The following is a 20,580-nucleotide window of genomic DNA, read 5'->3' on the forward strand; positions in this document are numbered from 1 at the left end:
TTCTTGAGGGTATCTTGTTCTCGACAGCGAAAGAGATCAAGGTTGAAACGACATATCGGCGTTCGGCACGAACGAACGGCGGGACGACCCGTATTGCAGTGCGAAATACTCCGATCCTTTCTGGTGGTTTCTAGCCCGCGCGCCGGTAGCGCGCCGCTGCGGCGCCGTCCGCGCGACAACCGACGCCTGCCGGGCCCGCGTCAGCGCGGAACCTATGCGCGGCTCGCGTCATTCGCGAGGGGGGAACGCGAGGAGGTCGCCCATGCCCGCGAAGGGGTCGCCCGACCGCGCGGCGGCGGGCGCCACCTGGCGCCGCGTCGTCGCCCACTGGATCGTGCTGCCGCTGCTGCTGCTGGCGGCGGGCGCGTCGCTGCTCCCGCTCGTCGAGACGAACGTCTGGTGGATCCGCTCGCTCGACTTCGCCCGCGTGCAGATCCTCGTCGCGCTCGCGATCCTGGTCCTGGTCTATCCGCTCCTGGCCCCGCGCCGCGGCGCCGCCGTGTGGACCGCGATCGCGCTCGGCATCGCCGGCATCGCCTACCATGTCTATCGGCTCCATCCCTATCCCGCCTTCATGGACGAGGCGATGGTCGCGACCGCGGAATGCCCGGCGCCGGCACGGCTGCGGATCATGATCGCCAACGTGCAGGAGAGCCACGAGAACGCGGACCCCTTCCTCGCTCTCGTCGCCGAGACCGATCCGGACGTCCTCCTCGTCATGGAGACGGACGCCTTCTGGAACGAGGCGCTGCGGCCGCTCGACGAGGCTTACGCATACAGCGCTCAGTCGATCCCGGAGGACGCCGCGTTCGGCATGCACGTCTTCTCGCGCCTGCCGCTCGTCGAGCCGCGCTTCGCCTACCTGTTCGGATCCGGCACGCCCACGCTGGACACCGGGCTCTCGCTCCAGACCGGCGAGACGGTGCGCTTCTACGGCATGCACCCGCGGCCGCCGCTGGCCTGGTCGCAGCCGACCACGATGCGCGACGCCCATATCCTGGCGACGGCCCTCGCCGTGCGCGACGGCGACGCCCCGGCGATCCTCGCCGGCGACTTCAACGCCGTGCCCTGGGAGCGCACGATGCGGCGCGCGTTGCGCATCGGGGCGCTGCTCGACCCGCGCGTCGGGCGAGGCTGGCGGCCGACCTTCATGACCGGCAGCCGTCTCGTCACCTGGCCGCTCGACCAGGTGCTGGCGCAGGACGCGTTCGCGCTGGAGGCGTTCGAGGTCCTGCCCGATTTCGGCTCGGACCATTACCCGGTGCTCGCCGTCCTCTGCCGCGACCCCGACGCCGCCGCGCGCCAGGCCGCCCCCGCGCTCGACGACGGCGACCTGGAGGAGGCGCGCACGTCCATCGAGGCCGCCCGCGAGCTCGAGCGCGAAGGGGGCTCCTGACGCCGCCGGGCCCGCCTCTCACCCGGCCTGGAGGACATGCCCGGGGCCGACCTCCACGAGGGGCGGGATCTCCGGGAGGTGGCCGAGCGGCTCGACCGGGCTCGGGATCTCTTCGGTCGACGTTCGAGGCGCTGACCGGCCCGGCATCCTCGCGTTTCTCGCGCTCTGCGCCTCGTTCGCCCCCTCGTCGCGCCGTTCGATCCGCAGAAGCAGGACCTGATGGCGGCGCTCACCCCGCCGGCTCAGCAGCTGCTCGGCTGCGAAGGCCCCGCGCGCCTCAGCGGGCGGCGGCCTCCTCGCGCCGCAGCCGCGCGGCGACGGCCCGGTCGAGATCGACGTGGATCACGCCGTTCCGGTAGCTCGCGACGCCGCCGACGTTCGGCCGCCCCCGGAGCCAGCGCACGACCTCCCGGGGGTCGCCCTCGACGCGGAAGTCCACCGCCTCGCAGTCCTGATGGAAGCGATGGCGCGCGCTGCCGACATAATGGTTGCCGGTGTTGAGCGTCTGCGTCGAGACGAGCGTCACCTCGCCGAACGTGCGCGCGACGTCCACGAGAATGTCGCGCAGCGGCTCCGGAAGGCAGCCGGTCGGCGTCACGCCGTCCGCCGCTTCCGTGACGCCGGGCATGCCGCCGACGCCGAGCACCGCGCGCAGGAGCGAGCCGAGCGTCCGCTCGCGGGCCGGCGTCGCCTGATCCTGCGCGGCCGTCGCCGGCGCGACCGGTTCGGGCGTGGGCCGCGGCTCCGGCGCAGGGAGGCTCGGGGGGCGCGGGGGAGGTAGCGTGGGCGCCGCGACGAGTGCCTCTTCCGAATCCGGCGGCGTCGCGAGCGGCTCGGCGGCGTCGGGAGCGGCGACCGCGAGCGCCGACGTCTCGTCCTGCGCGTTCGTTTCCGGCGCAGGGGTCGCGCTCGTCTCGATCGGCGGCGGCGGCGCCGGGAGGCGGGCGAGAAGAGGCAGCGGCGGCGGATGCAGGTCGAAGCGTCCCGGGGCGGACGCTTCCGGCAGCGATGCGTAGCGGACGGGCACCGTCGCCTCCGGGGCCGGGTAGAGGGCGGACGGCTCCTGGGCGAGCAGCGCGTCGAGATCCGGCGCCGGCGACGGCGCGGCGTGGGGCTCGGGTGCGGCGATCGGCTCCGCCGCAGGCGTCGCCCCCTCGCCCGACGACGGCGCGACCTCCTCCTCGGCGCCGAGCACGATGCGCGTCGTCGTGACCCGCCGGATCGGCAGATCGACGATCTCGGCGAGGGTCGGCGCGGGTGCGGTTTCGGCGGGCGCCTCCGGCTGCGGGTCGAGCTGTGCGAGGACGAGCCTCCCCTCGGCGATGGCCGTGCCGGCCGTCGCCGCCTCCCAGGCGGGCGGTGCGGCCGAGGGCGGCTCGGGCAGCGGTGGCTCGGGGGCGAGCGCGGTGCGGATCGCGCCGAAGGCGGCGACGCTCGCGACGAGCACGCCCGCGCCCGCGAGCGACATGGTTCGCACCCGGAGGCCGGAGGTCGCCCTGCCGAGACCCGCCCTGCGCCAGTCGAAGCCGTCCATCGCGCTCTCCCTCGAGGAGCGCCCCCGCCATCCGTCGTGCGTCTGCAGCCGAGAATGCCGCGACATCGTGACTCAATCGGGACCGGTTGTTCAAGTCGGAGCAGCCGGCACCGTCGCGCAGCGGGCCGGAGGGCGAGCCGATCGGGCGCCGGAACGAGGCTCCGCCCTCGCTCGCAAACCGGACAGGCCATTTCGCACGGCATCTTCCCGGCGACGATGCGCGCCGGGTCGCGTAAGCTTCGCGGCCTCTGATCGGAGCCCACATGAGCAGCTTCTCGCGCAGCCAGCGGGTGGTGAAGCCCGCGACCCTCTCCAGGCACGGCGTCGTCGCCGCCCAGCACGTCCACGCCGCCGAGGCGGGAGCCGCGGTCCTCGCCGAGGGCGGCGACGCCGTCGACGCCGCGGTCGCCGTCTCCTTCGCCATGGGCGTGCTCGAACCGTGGATGAGCGGCCCGGCGGGCGGCGGCGCCATGATGGTCTGGCGCGCGGACGAGCAGCGCGCGGTGCCGGTCTGGTACGGCATGCGCTCGCCCGCCGGGCTCGATCCCGCCGATTATCCGCTCTCGGGCGACGGCCGCTCCTCAGATCTCTTCCCGTGGCGGGCGGTCGTGGACGACCGCAACGTCGAGGGCGCGACGGCGGTCGCCGTTCCGGGTCTCGTCGACGGGATCGGCCTCGCGCACGAGCGCTGGGGCCGGATGCCCTGGCGCGAGCTGCTGGAGCCGGCGATCGGCTTCGCCCGGGACGGCCTCGACGTCGACTGGTACGCGGCCTTGATCATCGCGAGCGCGACGCGCTCCCTCGCCCGCGACCCGGACGCCGCCGCCCTCTTCCTCGAGGACGGCCGCTGGCCGACCATCGCGCCCTGGACGGCGATCTCCGAGCAGCGCATCCCCTTTGCGCGCATGGCGGACACGCTCGATGCGCTCGCCCGCGGCGGCCGTCGCGAGCTCTACGAGGGCGCGGTCGGCGAGGCGCTCGCCCGCGACGTGCGCGACAAGGGCGGCAGCCTCGCGCACGCCGACCTCGCGGCCTATCGCGCCGGCTTCGAGGACCCGCTCGAGATCGAGGCCGGCGCAGGCCGCCTCTTCGCCGTGCCGGGCCTCACCGCCGGCCCGACCCTCGCCGGCACGATCCGGCGCCTCGGCGACGCCGGCGCCCGGCGGGCGCTCGCGCCGGGCGAGCGCACGGCGCGCCTCGCCGCGGCGCTCGGCGAGGCCTATGCGGAGCGGCTGTCGACGATGGGCGACAACGAGAGCCCGCAGGCGCCGGGCTGCACCACGCATTTCTCCATCGTCGACCGGCACGGCAACATGGTCGCGATGACCCAGACGCTGCTGTCGATCTTCGGCGCGCGCGTGGTCTCGCCCTCGACCGGGCTTCTGCTCAACAACGGCATCATGTGGTTCGACCCCGAGCCCGGGCGGCCGAACGCGCTGGCGCCCGGCCGACGCTGCCTGATGAACGTCTGCCCGGTGATCGGCGAGATCGGCGAGACCCGCTTCGCCATCGGCGCCTCGGGCGGCCGCAAGATCCTGCCCGCCGTGGCGCAGCTCGCGCTCTTCATGGTCGAGGAGGGCCTCGACCTCGACGCCGCCTTCCACGCGCCGCGCTTCGATTTCAGCGGCGGTCCGCCGGTCGTCGCCGACGAGGCGATGCCGGAGGCGACGCTCGCGAGCCTGCGGGCGCGCTTTCCCGTACAGACGACGAAGCGGACGCCCTATCCCTTCGCGTTCGCCTGCCCGGCCGGCGTGTCGCGCACCCGCGACGTCAATGCCGGCGCCACCGAGCCCCTGTCGCCCTGGGGCGACGCCGTCGCCGAACGAGACCGAGAGGACCATCCCACATGACCACGCGCGAGACCGCCCTCGCCGGCATTCGCGACTACTTCGAGACCGGCGCCTTTCTCGACGAGCTCGCGCGGCTGGTCGCCTATGAGACGGAGAGCCAGGTTCCGGATCGCAAGCCCGAGCTGATGCGCTATCTCGTGGAGCAGATGGAGCCGCTCCTGAAGGCGCTGGGCTGCGAGACGCGGATCGTCGCCAATACCGACCCCCGCGGCGGGCCGTTCCTGGTGGGCGTGCGCATCGAGGATCCCGGCTACGAGACCGTCCTGACCTACGGGCATGGCGACGTCATCCGCGCGCAGGCCGACCAGTGGCGCGAGGGCCTCGCGCCGTTCCGCCTCGTCGTCGAGGGCGACCGCGCCTACGGCCGCGGCACGGCGGACAACAAGAGCCAGCACCTGATCAATCTCGCCGCGCTCCGCGAGATCCTGAAGGCGCGCGGGCGTCTCGGCTTCAACCTCAAGGTCGTCATCGAGATGTCGGAGGAGACCGGCTCGGCCGGGCTCGCGCAGTTCTTCGCCGACCAGAAGGACCTCCTGCGGGCGGACGTGCTGATCGCCTCCGACGGGCCGCGGATCCAGCCGGACATGCCCACGCTTTTCATGGGCAGCCGCGGCGGCGTGAACTTCGATCTCTCCGTCCACTACCGGGACGGCGCGCACCATTCCGGCAATTGGGGCGGCCTCATCAAGGACCCGGCGACCCGCCTCGCCCACGCCATCGCCTGCATCGTCGACGCGCGGGGCCAGATCCGCATTCCGGAATGGCGCCCCGACAGCCTGACGCCGAAGATCCGCGAGGCGATCGCGCGCTGCCCGCTCGGCGAGCGCGATCCGCCGATCGACGCGGATTGGGGCGAGGAGGGGCTGACGCCGGCCGAGCGCGTCTTCGGCTGGAATTCCTTCGCCGTCCTCGCCATGAAGAGCGGCGTCCCGGAGGCGCCGGTCAACGCGATCTCGGGGCACGCGCGCGCCACCTGCCAGCTGCGCTACGTGGTGGGCACGGACCCGGACGACATCCTGCCGGCGCTCCGGCGCCATCTCGACGCCAACGGGTTCGCCGACGTCGAGATCACCCCCGCCGACCGGGTCTTCTTCAAGGCGACCCGGCTCGACCCGGATCACCCCTGGGTCGCGCGCGTGGCCGCGTCGATCGCCGAGACCACGGGGCGGCCGCCCGTGATCCAGCCGAACCTGGCCGGCTCGCTCCCCAACGACAGCTTCACCGAGGTTCTCGGCCTGCCCACCGTCTGGGTGCCGCACTCCTATCCGGGATGCTCGCAGCATGCGCCGAACGAGCACGTGGTGCTGGAGACCTGCCGCTCGGCGCTCGACCTGATGACCGGGCTGTTCTGGGACATCGGCGAACGCGGCCCTTGACGCCGCGCCCGCGCGGCGAGCCGAGCTCGACGCGCGGGCGGCTTGCGCCTCAGGCGGCCTCGTGTCGTCGCCGTCATCGCCCGCGAGGGAAATCGACGGGGGCCGCGCTGCCATGCTACCGCGATCGCACCGCGGCATACCGGAGCTCGCCATGCCCTACCTCGTCCCCGATCGATCGATGCGCGCGCCGGGCGCCCGCCTCAGGGAGCGCCTCGCCCAGAACAGGATTCTCGTCATGCCCGGCGCGCACGACGGGCTCGCGGCGCTGCAGGCGAAGCGGGCCGGCTTCGAGGCGCTCTACCTGTCGGGCGCGGCCATGACGGCCTCCATGGGCATTCCCGATCTCGGCATGATCACGCTGGACGAGGTCGCCTTCTTCACGCGCACGATCGTGCGCGCCGCGGACCTGCCGGTCCTGGTCGACATCGACACCGGCTTCGGCGAGGCGCTCAACGTCATGCACGCGGCGCGCACGCTGGAGGATGCCGGCGCCGCGGCGGTGCAGATCGAGGACCAGATCCTGCCGAAGAAATGCGGCCACCTCAACGACAAGCGCCTCGCCGATCCGCGCGACGCCGCCGCCAAGATCGCCGCCGCGGCCCGCGCCCGGCGCGACCTCGTGATCGTCGCGCGCACCGACGCCGCCGCGAGCGAAGGGCTGGACGGCGCCGTGGCCCGCGCGCGGCTCTACGTCGAGGCCGGCGCCGACGCGATTTTCCCCGAGGCGCTGACGAGCGCGGACATGCTCGCCGCCTTCGCCCGCGCGATGCCCGGCACGCCGCTCCTCGCCAACATGACCGAGTTCGGCCGCACGCCGGCGCTGACGGCGGCCGAGCTGGAGGCGATGGGCTACCGCATGGCGATCTGGCCGGTCTCCTCGCTGCGCATGGCGGCCAAGGCGCAGGCGCGGCTCTACGCGGCTCTCGCCGCGGAGGGCACGACGCGGGGGCTCCTGGACGAGATGCTCACCCGCGCGGAGCTCTACGAGCTGATCGACCTCGCCGCCTACGAGGCGCTGGACGCCTCGATCGTGGCGAGCGTGCTGCCCGAGGAGGGACGCTGACCGGCTCACGGCGCGCCCGGCTCACGGCGCCCTCTCCCCCGGCTCGTACCCGATCAGCGCGCTCCACTCCGCCAGGAACCGCGGCTTCTTCTGCCCGTCGAGATAGGCGAGCAGCGACGGGGTGAGCCGGATCGGGCGCATCGGCCCGGCGAGACGGGCCTCGAGCCCCGTGCGCGAGCGCGGGCCGCGGATCGCCGGATGCACGACGAACATCCGGCTCTCCTCGGCGAGCACCGCCTGGCCCTCGACGGAGATCAGGAAGTCGAGGAAGCGGGCGGCGTCCTGCGGGTTCGGCGCGTGGGCGGAGACCAGCGCCGTGCGCGAGACGGCGAGGGTGACGTCCTCGGGCAGCACGATCGCGAGCTCGGCGCCGCGCTCGATCGCCTCCTGCGCGTAGGAGCCGAGCAGATTGTAGCCGATCGCCCAACGCCCCGCAGCGAGGCCTTCGAGCATGATCGAGGTGCAGCAGACGAGGTCCGCGTCGATGCGCCCGAAGCTCGCGACGAGGTTGGCGAACGTGCCGGCCTGCGCGGCGTCCTGCGAGGCCATCAGGTAGCCCACGCCGCTGTCGACGATGTCGTAGGTGACGACGGCCTCGCGAAAGCGCTCCGGCTCGTCGCGCAGGAGCCGCACCAGGTCGAAGCGCGTGCGCGGAGCCTCCGCCGGCGCGAGGAGGCGGGGATTGTAGACGATCACCGCCGGCTCGTAGGTGAAGGCGAAGACCTCGTCGCGCCAGCGCGCCCAGTCCGGAAGGCCGGCCGCGATCGGGCCGACATGGCGCGCGGCGAGCCCGTCGTTGGCGAGCTTCAGCTGCAGGTCCATGGCGGAGGAGACGATCACGTCCGCCGCCGGGGCCGATCCCTCGGCGGCCGCGAGGGCGGCCTCGTAGAGATCGTTGGTGTTCATGTCGACGAAGGTGATCGCGACCGCCGGATGGCGCTCCTGGAAGGCGCGCACCACCGGGCGCATGGCGTCGAGATCGGTGGCGGAATGGATGCGCAGCGCGCGGGCCGGCGCCGCGCGGGCCGGAAACTCCTCGACGATGGTCTGGGCGCCGAGCGGCTCCGGCGCGACGGCCGCGAGCCCGGCGAGACAGGCGGCGAGGGCGAGGGTCGCCGCCCGCCGCGGATTTCCCGGACGCCGCGCCGCGCCGGGCGCCGCCGGCAGGCGGACGACGGCGGCGAGCCCGCCGGCCGCGCCGTCCTCCAGCGCCAGCGCGCCGCCATGGGCGCGGGCGACGCGGTCGACGATGGCGAGGCCGAGCCCGCCGCCGCCCGGGCGGTTGAAGCGCTCCAGGACCTGCGCGCGGCGGGCGAACGGGATGCCCGGCCCGTCGTCCTCGACCCGGATCAGCCGCGCCCCGTCCGCGGCGGTCTCGACGGCGACGCGGATGCGCACCGGCCTTCCGGGACGCGCCGCGTGCTCGAGCGCGTTGACCACGAGGTTGCGCAGAGCCTCGCGCAGGAGGACGGCGTCCCCGAGCACGGGCACGGGCGCCTCGGTGCCGTCGAACACGATGTCGGCTCCGCGGGCGAGGACGAGCGGGGAGATCTCGCGCAACGCGTCCGGGACGAGGCGGGCGAGGTCGCAGAGCTCGAGCGCCAGGAGCTGGGACCGGTTCGAGACGAAGGCGTGGGCGAGGAGCTGATCGACGCGCGCGCTCGCCCCGTCGACCTGGGCCTCGAGCGCGGCGAGGGCCTCGAGCGTCTCCGCGCCGCCGGCCCGCTCGCGCTGGAGGGCGATCTCCGCCTTCATCGTGGCGAGGGGCGTGCGCATCTGGTGCGCGGCGTCCGAGATGAAGGCGCGCATGGCGTCGAGCTGGCCGGCGAATCGGCCGACGAAGGTGTTGAAGCCGGCGACGAGGCGGGCGATCTCGCCCGGCACCTCGCCGGACAGCGGGCGCAGATCGGTGGCGCCGCGCGCGGCGAGATCGCGCTCGAGCCGCCTGAGCGGCCGCAGGGCCGCGATCACGCTCGCACCGGCGAGGACGAGCGCGACCATCGCGAAGCCCACGAGGGGCAGGATCGCGCCGAGCGCCACGTCCCGGGCCAGCGCCTCGCGCGCGCCGCGGGTCTGCCCGACGGAGACGCGCGCCCAGCCCTGCAGGCCCGGGTCGGCGATGAGGCGGCCGACCGTGGCGATGCGCACGGTCTCCCCGCGGTAGATCCTGTCCCCGAAGGCGGCTGCGGCGGAGAGGCCCTCCTCGGCGATGGCGGGCAGGTCGGCGTAGCCGGTCACGAGCGCGCCGTCGGGCGCGACGACCTGGTAGAACACCCGGTCGTCGCGGGCGAGCGCCAGCATGTCGAAGGCGGCGAGCGGCACGTCGACCACGACCCGGCCCTCGACGAAGGCGATCGTCTCCGCGATGGAGAGCGCCGCGCCGGCGAGCACCTGGTCGTAGGCCGCATCGGCGGCGCGCCGGCCCCAGCTCGCGGCGCCGACGCCCAGCGCCACGGCGCTCGCGGCGAAGACGAGCGCGAGCCCGATCACCAGCCGGCGGACGAGGGAGCCGCGCGCCTCGATCACGACGCGTCCTCCTGGACGGTGTAGCCGAGGCCGCGCAGGGTGCGGATCGTGATCCCCGAGCCTTCCAGACGCTTGCGCAGGCGCGCCACGTAGACCTCGATGGCGTTGGGGCCGGCGGCGTCGTCGAAGCCGTAGAGCTTGCCGGCGATCTCCTCCTTGGAGAGCACGCGCCCCTGCGCCGTGAGCAGCACGTCGAGCAGCCGGAACTCGCGGTTCGGCAGCTCGATGCCCACCCCCGCGACGCTGACGCTCTTGCGCACCCGGTCGAGCACGAGCGCGCCGGCGCGCAGCACGTCGTGGGCCTCGCCGCGGGCGCGGCGCAGCAGCGCCCGGCAGCGCGCCGCGAGCTCGTCCGCCTCGAAGGGCTTGATCAGGTAGTCGTCCGCGCCGCGGTCCAGCGCCGAGACGCGCGCCTCGACGGCGGTTCGGGCGGTGAGGACGAGGATCGGCGTCGCCGTGCCGCGCGCCCGCCAGCGGACGATGAGCGCGGTCCCGTCGACGTCGGGCAGGCCGAGGTCGAGGATGACGAGGTCGAACGCCTGCAGCGCGAGCGCCTCGTCGGCGGCCTGGCCGGTCTCGACGATGTCGACCGCGAAGCCGTCGCGGTGCAGCGGCGCGGCCGCCGCCTCGGCGATCTTGCGTGCGTCCTCGACGATCAGGATGCGCATCGCCCGTCGGCGCTCCCTCGACGCTGCCCCTCACCCGTCATCGGCCACGGGGACCGATGACAGGTGAATGACAGCTTCGTGGGATATTGTCACCATGGAGCGTGGCCATCGGGGCGGAACGCCAGCCGCCCGGGACGGACGGCGCGCTCGAACGAGAACGCGCGCGAGACGCGCGCCGAACCGGAGGAAACCCGATGAAGAGCCTGACGACGGCGCTCTGCGCGCTCGTCCTCGCCGGCTTCGCCATGCCGGCCGCCGCTTTCGAGCCCGAGCGCCCCGAATGCATCGCCCCCGCCAATCCCGGCGGCGGCTTCGACCTCACCTGCCGCGTCGCGCAGCGCGCGCTGGAGCCCGCCCTGCCCTCGCCCATGGAGGTCACCTTCATGCCCGGCGGCATCGGCGCGGTCGCCTACGCCCACATGAACTCCAACCGCATCGACGACCCCAACGTCATCGTCGCGCTCTCCTCGGGCTCGGCGCTCAACATCGCCCAGGGCAAGTTCGGCGCGGACTTCGACGAGAACGACGCCCGCTGGCTCGCCTCTGCGGGCGCCGATTTCGGCGCGGTCATCGTGCGCGAGGACAGCCCCTACCAGACGCTCGGCGAGCTGATGGACGCGGCGAAGGCCGACCCGTCGGGCATCGTGCTGGGCGCCGGCGGCTCGATCGGCAGCCAGGACTGGATGAAGGCCGCGCTCCTGATGCGCACCATCGGCGTCGACCCGCGCAACCTGCGCTACGTCGCCTACGAGGGCGGCGGCGCCTCCAAGGCAGCCCTCCTCGGCGGCCAGATCGACGTCTATACCGGCGACGTCTCGGAGATGGCGGGCGAGCTCGGCGCCGGCACGATGCGCATCCTCGCCGTGCTCGCCGAGGAGCGCCTGCCGGAGCCCTTCGCGGACTTCCCGACGGCGCGCGAGGAGGGCTACGACGTCGTCTGGACGATCTTCCGCGGCTACTACATGGGCCAGGAGGTCTCCGACGAGGCCTACGACTGGTGGGTCGCCCGCTTCGAGGAGCTCTACGGCGACCCGCGCTTCGCCGAGATCCGCGCCGAGCAGGGCCTGTTCGAGTTCAACATGGCCGGCGCGGAGTTCGACGCCTACGTGAAGAGCCAGGTCTCCGCCTTCCGCGACCTCGCCCGGGAAGCCGGCCTCATCCAATGAGCGCCACCACGCTCTGGGACCGCGCCTTCGGCGCGGTCCTCACGGGCGTCGCGGGCCTCTACGCCCTCGACGCCCGGACCATCCGGGTCCCGTTCCAGTACGAGCCGCTGGGCCCGACCGCTTTCCCCTTGCTGCTCGCCGCCGTGCTGGCGACGACGGGCGCGCTGCTCGTCGCGCGGCCCGACCGCGTGCGCTGGTTCGCCAGCCGCGACCAGGCCTTCCGCGTGGGCGCCGGGGCGGTCGTCATGGGCGTCTACGCGGCTTTGTTCGTGCCCCTCGGCTTCATGATCTCGACGGCGCTCATGACCTTCGCGATGGCGCGCCTGTTCGGCATGCCCGCGACGAAGGCCGCGCTCTACGGCGTCGCGCTCGCCGTCGTCGGCTATTTCGGCATCGCCGAGGCGCTCGGCCTCAACGTCCCCTTCGGCGACATCTTCCGGAGCTGATCCGCCATGGACATCCTCGCCGGCCTCGCGGAGGGCTTCGCGGTCGCGCTGACCCCCCTCAATCTCGGGCTCCTGATCGCCGGCTGCTTCTTCGGCACGCTGGTCGGGGCGCTGCCCGGCATCGGCCCGATCAACGGCGTCGCCATCCTCCTCCCCCTCGCCTATTCGCTGGGCCTGCCCGCGGAGAGCGCGCTGATCCTCCTCGCCGGCGTCTATTACGGCGCCGAGTACGGCGGGCGCATCTCCTCGATCCTGCTCAACGTCCCCGGCGACGCCTCCGCCGTGATGACGACCCTCGACGGCCACCCCATGGCGAAGGGCGGCGAGGCCGGCCGGGCGCTGGCGCTCTCCGCGCTCGCCTCCTTCGTGGGCGGCACGGCGGCGCTCGTCATGATGACCGTGTTCGCGCCGTTCCTCGGGCGAATCGCGGTGGGCTTCGGGCCGGGCGACTACGTGGCCTTGATGGTCTTCGCCTTCTCCTGCCTCGCGACGCTGGTCGGGGCGCGGCCGTTGAAGACCATCATCGGCGTCGTCATCGGACTGATGCTCGCCACGATCGGCATCGATTCCGCCACCGGCGTGATGCGCTTCACCATGGGCATCCCCAACCTCTTCGACGGGATGGAATTCCTCATCGTCGTCATCGGGCTGTTCGCCATCTCGGAGGCGCTGCTGCTGCTCGAGAGCTGGACGCCGGTCGCCTCCACCATCAAGGCGCAACGCGACAAGGTCGGCGCGCGCGTGCGCGAGATCGTCGGCTACCGCTGGACCATGGCGCGCTCGGCGGTGATCGGCTTCTTCGTCGGCGTGCTGCCCGGCACGGGCGCCTCGATCGCGTCCGCCGTCGCCTACGGCGTCGAGAAGCGCCTGGCGCAGGGCGACGACGCCCGGTTCGGCCATGGCGATCCGCGCGGCCTCGTCGCGCCGGAGACGGCCAACAACGCGGCCGCCGCCGGCGCCATGGTGCCGATGCTGACGCTCGGCATCCCCGGCTCGGGGACGACCGCGATCCTGCTCGGCGCGCTGCTCCTGTTCAACGTGACGCCCGGCCCGCTGATGTTCGAGCAGCGGCCGGAAGTCGCCTGGGGGCTCATCGCCTCGATGTACATGGGCAACATCGCGCTCCTCGTGCTCAACCTGCCGCTGGTGGGCATCTTCGCGCGGCTGCTCTCCATCGACACGGCCTACCTCGTGCCGCTCGTGGTGATGCTCACGTTCGTCGGCGTGTTCTCGCTCTACGGCGCGACCTTCGACCTCTTCCTGATGCTGCTTCTCGGCTTCTTCGGCTATCTCCTGCGCAAGCTCGGCTTCAGCCTCGCGCCGGTGATCCTCGGCCTCGTGCTGGGCGCGCTGCTCGAGAGCAACCTGCGACGGGCCTTGTCGATCAGCGCCGGCGACTGGGCGATTCTGTTCGAGACGCCGGCGGCCATCGTGTTCTGGATCGCGGCGGGGCTCGTGGCGGCGAGCCCGCTGCTGATGCGCGCGCGCAAGCGCAAGGCGGCATGACGCGCGGCGCGGCCGCGCCTGCGTCGAAGACCGCCCGCGTCCCGCCTCGAAGCGGGGCGCGGGCCACGAGAACGGCTACGGCTCGGGCTCGGCCCCACGCCCGACGGCCTCCCAGTCCGGCGCACGGAACGCCTCCACCATGAAATCGACGAAGCTGCGGATGCGCGGCGCCATGCGCCGATCCGGCAGGAACAGCGCGTAGATCTCCGTGTCGTCGACCGCGTGGTGATCGGGCAGAAGCTGCACGAGGCGGCCGTCGGCGATGGCGGGACGCGCGAGATGCTCGGCGATGCGCATGACGCCGAACCCGCCGAGGCACATCTGGTAGAGCGACATGCCCTGATTGCTTCTGAACCGGCTTTCGGCGTGGAAGGTGACCACCTCGCCGTCCTCGACGAACTTCCAGCGATTGAGGTGCTCCCGGCTGCCGTCCCAGGCGACGCAGGGCAGGCGCGCGAGATCGGCGGGGCGCTCGGGCGTGCCGAAGCGGGCCACGAGCTCGGGCGTGGCGACGACGATCCGCTGCAAGCCGCAGAGCCGACGGTGCATCAGGCTCGAGTCGGTCGGCTTTCCCATGCGCACCGCGACGTCGATCCGGTCGTCGATCAGGTTCTCGACGTCATCGGTGAGACGCAGGTCGAGCGAGACGTTGGGATGCCGGCGCAGATAATCGGGCATCAGCGGCGTGATCCGGTCGAGCCCGAAGGCGATGGGGGCCGACACGCGCAGGAGCCCTTCGACCTGGGCTTCGCTGCGCTGCCAATCGGCCTCGGCCGCTTCCACGGCGTCGATCACCCGTCGTGCGGCATCGAGGTAGCGCTCGCCCTCTTCCGTGAGGCGATGACCTCGGGTCGTGCGGTGCAGGAGCTTCGTGCCGAGCCGCGCCTCGAGACGCTGGATCGTCTGGCTGACGAAGGGCTGGCTCACCCCGAGAGCGTTGGCCGCGGCGCCGAAGCCGCCGGTCGCGACCAACGCCTGGAACACCCGCATCTCCACCAACCTGTCGTCCCGCATCGCACCGATCCCGCAGAGGCCGCTCGCATGGCGGCGATAACTCTTATTGCCGATGTTGCGTTGATCGGTCTCGCCGCTTTTCCCACTCTACCCGGATCAGGACCGCGGCACCGCCGCCGCCGTTCGCCGACATCCGTTCATCGTAGGAAAGCCCCCATGCTCGACCTCGGAAACCGCGTCTCGATCTACCAGCCCGAGCAGCCGGGCCTGATCTTCCCGGACCTGCCGGAATTCGACACCGTGGAGGAGGAGCGGCGCCACCGCAAGGAACGGCTCGTGGCCGCCTGCCGCGCCTTCGCCCGGCAGGGCTTCGACTACGGCTTCGCCGGGCACCTGACGGTGCGCGACCCCGAGCGGCCGGAGCTCTACTGGACGAACCCGATGTGCGTCCATTTCGCCAAGGTGAAGCTGTCGAACCTGATCCTGGTCGACCACGCCGGCAGGGTGATCGAGGGCCGGTACGCGGTGAACCGCGCGGGCTTCGTTCTGCACGCCAACGTGCACGAGGAGCATCCCGACATCATCGCCATGTGCCACGCGCACACCACCTACGGCACCGCCTGGTGCGCGACCGGCCGGCCGATCGACCCGATCACCCAGGACGCCTGCGCCTTCTTCGAGGATCACGTCGTCATCGGCGAGCAGGGCGGCCAGGTGGCGGTGGAGAACCATGCCGGCTCGGACGTCGCCAAGGCGTTCAAGGGCGTCAAGGCCGCGCTCCACCAGAACCACGGCCTGCTGACGGCCAGCCGGCACAGCATCGAGTCGGCCGCGTTCTGGTTCATCGCGCTGGAGCGGTGCTGCCAGCAGCAGCTCGACGTCGCGGCCTCCGGAATCCAGCCGATCCGCATTCCCGCCGACCGCGCCCGTTACAGCCGGGAGCACGTCGGAAGCGAGTATATCGGCTGGCTGCATTTCCAGACGATCTGGAACCAGCTCGTGGAAGACGAGCCGGACATGTTCGACTGAGGCGCGCGGGCGACGGCGAACCCTACAGGTCGACCGCCATTTCCCCGTCGGCCTCCGCCGCGCGCGAGCAGCACAGGATCACCTTGCGCTCGCGCTCCTTGGCGGAGAGGACGAAGTCGCGGTGGTCGACCGCGCCCGCGACGAGGCCCGCCGCGCAGACCCCGCAGATGCCGCTCGAGCACTTGGTCTCGACATGCACGCCGATGCGTGCGAGCGCGTCCGTCGCGCTCTCGTCGGCGGCGACGTCGACGCTGCGGCCGCTCTTCGCCAGGACCAGCCGGAAGGGGAAGCTCGGCCGGTCCGGCTCCTCGGGCACCGCGAAGTACTCGCGGTGGAGCGCCTCCTCCGGCCAGCCGTTCGCCTGCGCGGCGTCGAGCACCGCGTCCATGTAGCGGACCGGCCCGCAGGCGTAGAGATGCATCCCGGGCTCGTATCCCGCCGTGAGCGCGGCGAGATCGGCGCGGGTCCCCTCCTGCGAGCAGTGGAGCGTCACCCGGTCGCCGAAGGGCGCGGCGGCGAGGTCCTTCGCGAAGGGGGCGCGGTCGCGGCTCGGGCAGGAATAGTGCAGCGCGAAGTCGCGGCCGAGCGCGTGGAGCCGGTGCGCCATCGGGATCATCGGCGTGACGCCGATGCCGCCGGCGAAGAGCAGCGTGCGCGTCGCGTCCTCGACGAGCGGGAAATGGTTGCGCGGCGGCGAGACGAAGACCCGCCGCCCCGGCCGGAAGGCGCGGTGCATCAGCTTGGAGGCCCCCTTGCCCTCGGCCTCCTTCAGGACGCCGAGGACCCAGCGCGAGCGGTCGGCCGGGTCGCCGGCGAGCGAGTATTGCCGCAAATATTCCGGCGCGATGACGACGTCGACATGGGCGCCCGGCTCGAAGGGCGGCAGCTCCGCCCCGTCCGGCGCGACGAGCTCGAAGCGCGCGGTATCCGCCGTCTCCTCGACGCGCGCGGAGAGGATGGTGGCGATCACCGGCGGCGGGCCGTCGGGCATGCGGAAGGGCGGCGCGAGCCCGTCCGTCTCCCCGGCGAGGAGCTTCTGCTTGTAGATTCCGGGCGTGAGCAGCGCGCGATACCGCGCGATGCCGGCCTCGCGGTCCATCGGATAGGGCACCGGATAGGGCGGCGGCATGGCGTCGGCGGGGTAGACGGCGAGGGTCTGGTCCTCGTAGCGCAGATCGAGCGAGGTCTGGAGCTCGCGTCTGTTCGTCTGCGCGGCGGGGATGTAGCTCATGGTGGCGGGGTCCATGTCGATGTCCCACCACCATTTCTTCACCTTGTTCTGGCGGCCGTTGCCGACGGCGTCGTCGAGCTTCGCCAGCGCCTTCGCCAGGAACGGCGCCTTCATGGCGAGCCAGCGGAAGGGCGCCTGCTGGAACAGGCCCTCGAGGTTCCACGGGCAGGTCTTCATGCAGCGCCCGCACATCGAGCCCGCGTCGTTGGTGATGCGGTAGCGGGCGCATTTCTCCGCGTCGGACTTCCAGATCTCGTAGCCGTTGTACATCAGCTTCGGCCCGGCGGTGATGGCGCCGGACGGGCATTCGCGGGCGCACTTGTTGCAGCTCCCGCAGAAGGACTGCAGGCCGAAGTCGATCGGCCGGTCGTGCGCGAGCGGCATGTCGGTGGTGATCGCGCCGGACTTCAGCCGCGGGCCGAGATAGGGGTTGAGGATCACCTCGCCGATCCGGCTCACCTCGCCGAGCCCCGAGAGCAGCAGGAGCGGCGGCTGGAGCACGTCGCCGTCGAGCACCGAGTGCACCCGGGCCGAATAGCCCAGCCGCCGGATCTGCTCGGCGACGATGCCGCCGATCAGCGAGGTGCGCAGATAGGCGCGCATGGACTGGGCGGCGGAGATCCAGTCGTCGCCGGTGGTGCCGTCCATCGTCTCGTGGCCCTGGTCGACCAGGATGGAGATCGCCTCTGCGTGATAGGGCGTCACCGGCTCGCCGGCGGCGTCGTGGGAATAATAGGCCCAGTCCGGGCAGCGCGAGATCCCCACCGCGTCCGCGCCGAGGAAGTAGAGCGCGGCCTTCACCGCGTCGGCGTTCGCCTGAGGGTCCTGCGCCTCCGGCGCGGGCGCGCGATGGGCCTCGCCCTGCTGGAGCAGGAGCAGCGCGCCGAGCGCCCGGCGCGAGCAATAGCCGAGCGGGTTGCGCAGGACGTAGAAGCCGTTCTTCGCCTTCTCCTGCACCGCCTTGCCCATGTCCCCGAACAGGGCCCGCGCGAAGAAGTCGGCGCGCTTGGGGAAGCGCGGCACGCGCGGCTCGTCGATGAAGGTGGTGGGCTTCTCCCGCGTCGCGATGCGCTCGAAGGGGAAGGCGCCGTCCTTGAAGCGGCGCCGCGCGAAGGGCAGCCGGTCGCGGGCGCTCTTGAGCGTGCCCCTCCCCGCCCACCAGGCCGGCCCGTGCGACGCGAGCCGCGCCGCGAGGCCGCGGGGCGCCAGCGGCCGGTCGGTGGCGAGGTCGAGCGTCGTCGTGATCGCGGCGAGCGCGTAGCCGCGCCCGACATAGGGGTTCGCCGCGCGCCCGTCCGGGCCGATCTCGTTCAGCCCCGCCGCGACGCCGAGGCGCTCGAGGTCGACGTCGGAGGAGGTCGCGGTGTGCGCCCGCGCCGGATGGCCGAGGAGGCGCAGGTAGTTGGCCAGCACCACCGCGGCCTCCGCCGCGCGCACGGCCGAGCGCGCCCGCGTCGTCCCCGCGATCCAGGTGGCGCCCGGCTCCGCCGGATCGGGCTCGCGCGGGTCCTCGACGAGGACGACGATGGCGTGGGTGTGGTGGTCGATCGGCCCCGGCGGGGTCGCGGCGGCCTCCTTCACGTCGGCCATGATCACGTCGATGCCCGACGAGAAGGTCTTGGTCTGGCCGCTCTCGATGCGCGCGACGAGGGCGTCGAGGGCGGGGTTGCGGGTGGGCTCGGAAAGCAGCGCCTCCGGCGGCAGGCGGCAGATCCCCATCTGGCTCGCGTCGAAGAAGTAGCCGGCGGCCTTCAGGTTGTTCGCGCGCTCTCGGGCGTCGTCCGGGATCGGCGCCTTCGTCGCGGCGACCGCGCCCTCGCGGATCGCGTCGAGCATGCCGATGAACAGCCCGATCGCGCCGGAGATCGTGGCCGCGTCGCCGGAGGCGTCGCAGTCGAGCGTCTCGTGGGGCGGCAGGCGCGAGAGGTCGGGCGCTTCGTCCTGCCGGGCGAGGCGCTCCAGCGGATAGGGGCCGAGATGGACGGGGCGGTGTCGGTACGAGAAGAAGCGCATGGGATCCGTCAGGGCGTCGCGAACATCGCGTTCGGCAGCGTGAGCGCGATCTCGGGGAAGAGGACGAGGAGGGCGATGCACACGAGCATCGCGCCCCAGAAGGGCATCACGCCGGCGAAGATCGTCTCGAGCTTGGCGTCCTGCGCGATGGTCGAGACGACGAAGCAATTGACGCCCACCGGCGGGCTGATCAGGCCCATCTCGAGCACGATCACCATGATCACGCCGAACCAGATCGGGTCGAAGCCGAGCCCGACCACGACGGGGAAGGTGATCGGCAGGGTGATCACCATCAGCGACAGCCCCTCGATCACCATGCCGAGCACGGCGTAGAGCGCGACGATGATGAGGATCGCCGTGTAGGGCCCGAGCTCGGCCGAGACGAAGCCGTTCGCCACGATGCCGGGCAGGCCCGAGAGCGCGACGAAGGGGGCGAAGACGTTGGCGCCGATCAGGATGAGGAAGCACATCCCCGTCGTGCGCAGCGTATCGAGGAGGCAGGCGGCGATCGTGCCGGGGGTGAGGCCGCCGCGGATCGTCAGCATGATTGCCGCGAGGAAGGCGCCGACGCCCGACGCCTCCACCGGCGTGAACACGCCCGTGTAGATGCCTCCGATCGTCACCAGGATGATGCCGACGATGCCGGTCGCGCGCCCGAGCGAGGCGAGGCGCTCGCCCCAGGTGGAAGCCGGGCCAGACGGCCCCTCCTCCGGGCGCAGGCGCACCACGACGGCGATGGTCACGAGGAAGAGCGCGGTGAGCAGCAGCCCCGGCAGCACGCCGGCCATGAACAGCCGCCCGATCGACTGCTCGGTGAGGATCGCGTAGAGCACGAAGCCGGTGGAGGGCGGGATCAGGATGCCGAGCGTGCCCCCCGCCGCGATGGCGCCGGTGGAGAGCCGCTGGCCGTAGCCGTAGCGGCGCATGTTCGGGTAGGCGACGCGCCCCATCGTCACCGCGGAGGCGATGGAGGAGCCCGAGAGCGCCGCGAACCCGGCGCAGCCGACGATGGTCGCCCCCGCGAGCCCCCCCTTGCGCCCGCCGAGCCAGCGATAGGCGGCGTCGTAGAGGTCCTTCGACAGGCCCGCCGCCGAGGCGAGATTGCCCATCAGGATGAAGAGCGGCAGCACGGTGAGCTCGTAATGCGAGGCCGTGGCGAAGGCCTGGCCCGAAAGCGTGTAGGCCGCCGAGATCGGGTCCGTGAGCGCAACGAGCCCGGCGAGCCCCGCGATCAGCATGGCGACGCCCACCGGCACGCCGAGCCCCATCAGCGCGAACAGGCCGAGAAAGCCGAGGACGCCGACCGCCGCCGCGCTCACGGCGCCAGCCTCCCGCGCAGGGCGCCCGCCGCGAACAGGACGGCGGAGAGGCCGAAGCCGGCGGCGAGCGCGTAGTAGAACGGGCCGTAGGGGATGCGCAGCAGCATCGTGGTCTCGCCGAACATCGCCGCTTCGCCGCCGTTCACGAAGCAGCGCCAGGCGAGATAGGCGAGCGCCGCGGCGGAGGCCGCGTAGCCGGCGCGGCGCAGGGCCCCGCCCGCCGCCCGCGGCATCCGGTCGATCAGCGCCGTGATCGCCACCGCCCGGTCGCTCGCGATGCACAGCGGCACGGAGGCGGCGACCACGACGGCGAGGATCACCTGGGTGAGGTCGTTGGCGCCGAGGATCGGCGCGTTGGCGAAGGAGCGCAGCAGCGCGTCGGCCACCGTGAGCAGCATCAGCGCGAGGACGCCGACGCCGCCGACGACGGCGATCGCCGCCGCCGCCCATCGCTCGAGCCGCGTTCCCCCGCGAGACGGCCGATCCGAGACCGGGTCCATGCT

At 72.7% G+C, this 20,580-nt stretch carries 15 protein-coding genes; 8 read left to right on the plus strand and 7 right to left on the minus strand.

The genetic code is table 11. From position 1 onward, the window contains the following. Positions 1-262 precede the first annotated feature (262 nt). A complete protein-coding gene (locus tag ABL310_RS14680) occupies positions 263-1,396 on the plus strand; it encodes an endonuclease/exonuclease/phosphatase family protein (RefSeq protein ID WP_349367755.1) in 1,134 nt (377 codons plus the stop codon). Between the two features lie 277 nt (positions 1,397-1,673). On the opposite strand, the gene ABL310_RS14685 is transcribed toward ABL310_RS14680, so the two are convergent. Next, on the minus strand, positions 1,674-2,930 hold the full coding sequence (locus tag ABL310_RS14685) for a hypothetical protein (RefSeq protein ID WP_349367756.1): 1,257 nt from the start codon (positions 2,928-2,930) through the stop codon (positions 1,674-1,676). Positions 2,931-3,193: 263 nt separating this feature from the next. Between ABL310_RS14685 and ABL310_RS14690 the strand changes: the two genes are divergently transcribed. From ABL310_RS14690 to prpB, 3 genes are all read left to right on the plus strand, one after another. Beyond that, positions 3,194-4,780, plus strand: coding sequence for a gamma-glutamyltransferase (locus tag ABL310_RS14690; RefSeq protein WP_349367757.1), 1,587 nt, complete (start codon positions 3,194-3,196; stop codon positions 4,778-4,780). Further along, positions 4,777-6,156: a M20 family metallopeptidase gene (locus ABL310_RS14695; RefSeq protein ID WP_349367758.1), complete on the plus strand. Its 1,380-nt coding sequence runs from the start codon at positions 4,777-4,779 to the stop codon at positions 6,154-6,156. The genes ABL310_RS14690 and ABL310_RS14695 overlap by 4 nt, the downstream gene beginning before the upstream one ends. Positions 6,157-6,307: 151 nt before the next feature. After that, positions 6,308-7,219 (plus strand): methylisocitrate lyase, encoded by a 912-nt coding sequence (gene prpB, locus ABL310_RS14700; RefSeq protein WP_349367759.1) that lies wholly within the window; start codon positions 6,308-6,310, stop codon positions 7,217-7,219. A gap of 21 nt (positions 7,220-7,240) precedes the next feature. On the opposite strand, the gene ABL310_RS14705 is transcribed toward prpB, so the two are convergent. Next, the gene (locus tag ABL310_RS14705) at positions 7,241-9,745 is read right to left on the minus strand and encodes an extracellular solute-binding protein (protein WP_349367760.1); all 2,505 of its coding nucleotides are present in this window, start codon (positions 9,743-9,745) and stop codon (positions 7,241-7,243) included. Beyond that, on the minus strand, positions 9,742-10,413 hold the full coding sequence (locus tag ABL310_RS14710; RefSeq protein WP_349367761.1) for a response regulator transcription factor: 672 nt from the start codon (positions 10,411-10,413) through the stop codon (positions 9,742-9,744). The genes ABL310_RS14705 and ABL310_RS14710 overlap by 4 nt, the downstream gene beginning before the upstream one ends. Before the next feature lie 194 nt (positions 10,414-10,607). Here ABL310_RS14710 and ABL310_RS14715 point away from each other — a divergent pair, with 194 nt between their 5' ends. From ABL310_RS14715 to ABL310_RS14725, 3 genes are read left to right on the plus strand one after another with little or no spacing between them, the layout of a single operon-like run. Beyond that, positions 10,608-11,579, plus strand: a complete 972-nt coding sequence (locus ABL310_RS14715; protein ID WP_349367762.1) for a tripartite tricarboxylate transporter substrate-binding protein — start codon at positions 10,608-10,610, stop codon at positions 11,577-11,579. Further along, the gene (locus ABL310_RS14720) at positions 11,576-12,025 is read left to right on the plus strand and encodes a tripartite tricarboxylate transporter TctB family protein (RefSeq protein WP_349367763.1); all 450 of its coding nucleotides are present in this window, start codon (positions 11,576-11,578) and stop codon (positions 12,023-12,025) included. Before ABL310_RS14715 ends, ABL310_RS14720 begins: the two co-directional genes overlap by 4 nt. A gap of 6 nt (positions 12,026-12,031) precedes the next feature. Further along, positions 12,032-13,531 carry a tripartite tricarboxylate transporter permease gene (locus tag ABL310_RS14725; protein ID WP_349367764.1) on the plus strand — a complete coding sequence of 500 codons (1,500 nt, stop codon included), beginning with the start codon at positions 12,032-12,034 and terminating at the stop codon, positions 13,529-13,531. A 75-nt stretch (positions 13,532-13,606) separates the two neighbouring features. Here the strand turns inward: ABL310_RS14725 and ABL310_RS14730 are convergent, their stop codons facing one another. Continuing rightward, positions 13,607-14,545: a LysR family transcriptional regulator gene (locus tag ABL310_RS14730; protein WP_349367765.1), complete on the minus strand. Its 939-nt coding sequence runs from the start codon at positions 14,543-14,545 to the stop codon at positions 13,607-13,609. 156 nt (positions 14,546-14,701) lie between these two features. Between ABL310_RS14730 and ABL310_RS14735 the strand changes: the two genes are divergently transcribed. Then, positions 14,702-15,514 (plus strand): class II aldolase/adducin family protein, encoded by an 813-nt coding sequence (locus ABL310_RS14735; protein ID WP_349367766.1) that lies wholly within the window; start codon positions 14,702-14,704, stop codon positions 15,512-15,514. Between the two features lie 22 nt (positions 15,515-15,536). Here ABL310_RS14735 and ABL310_RS14740 read toward each other — a convergent pair whose 3' ends face one another. From ABL310_RS14740 to ABL310_RS14750, 3 genes are read right to left on the minus strand one after another with little or no spacing between them, the layout of a single operon-like run. Continuing rightward, entirely contained in the window at positions 15,537-18,758 is a 3,222-nt protein-coding gene (locus ABL310_RS14740; protein WP_349367767.1) for a 4Fe-4S double cluster binding domain-containing protein, read from the minus strand. An 8-nt stretch (positions 18,759-18,766) separates the two neighbouring features. After that, positions 18,767-20,077: a TRAP transporter large permease gene (locus ABL310_RS14745; RefSeq protein WP_349367768.1), complete on the minus strand. Its 1,311-nt coding sequence runs from the start codon at positions 20,075-20,077 to the stop codon at positions 18,767-18,769. Next, the gene (locus tag ABL310_RS14750; protein WP_349367769.1) at positions 20,074-20,577 is read right to left on the minus strand and encodes a TRAP transporter small permease; all 504 of its coding nucleotides are present in this window, start codon (positions 20,575-20,577) and stop codon (positions 20,074-20,076) included. Before ABL310_RS14750 ends, ABL310_RS14745 begins: the two co-directional genes overlap by 4 nt. Between the last annotated feature and the right edge of the window lie 3 nt (positions 20,578-20,580).

The sequence above is a fragment of the Salinarimonas sp. genome (assembly GCF_040111675.1).
Taxonomy (GTDB): Bacteria; Pseudomonadota; Alphaproteobacteria; order Rhizobiales; family Beijerinckiaceae; genus Salinarimonas.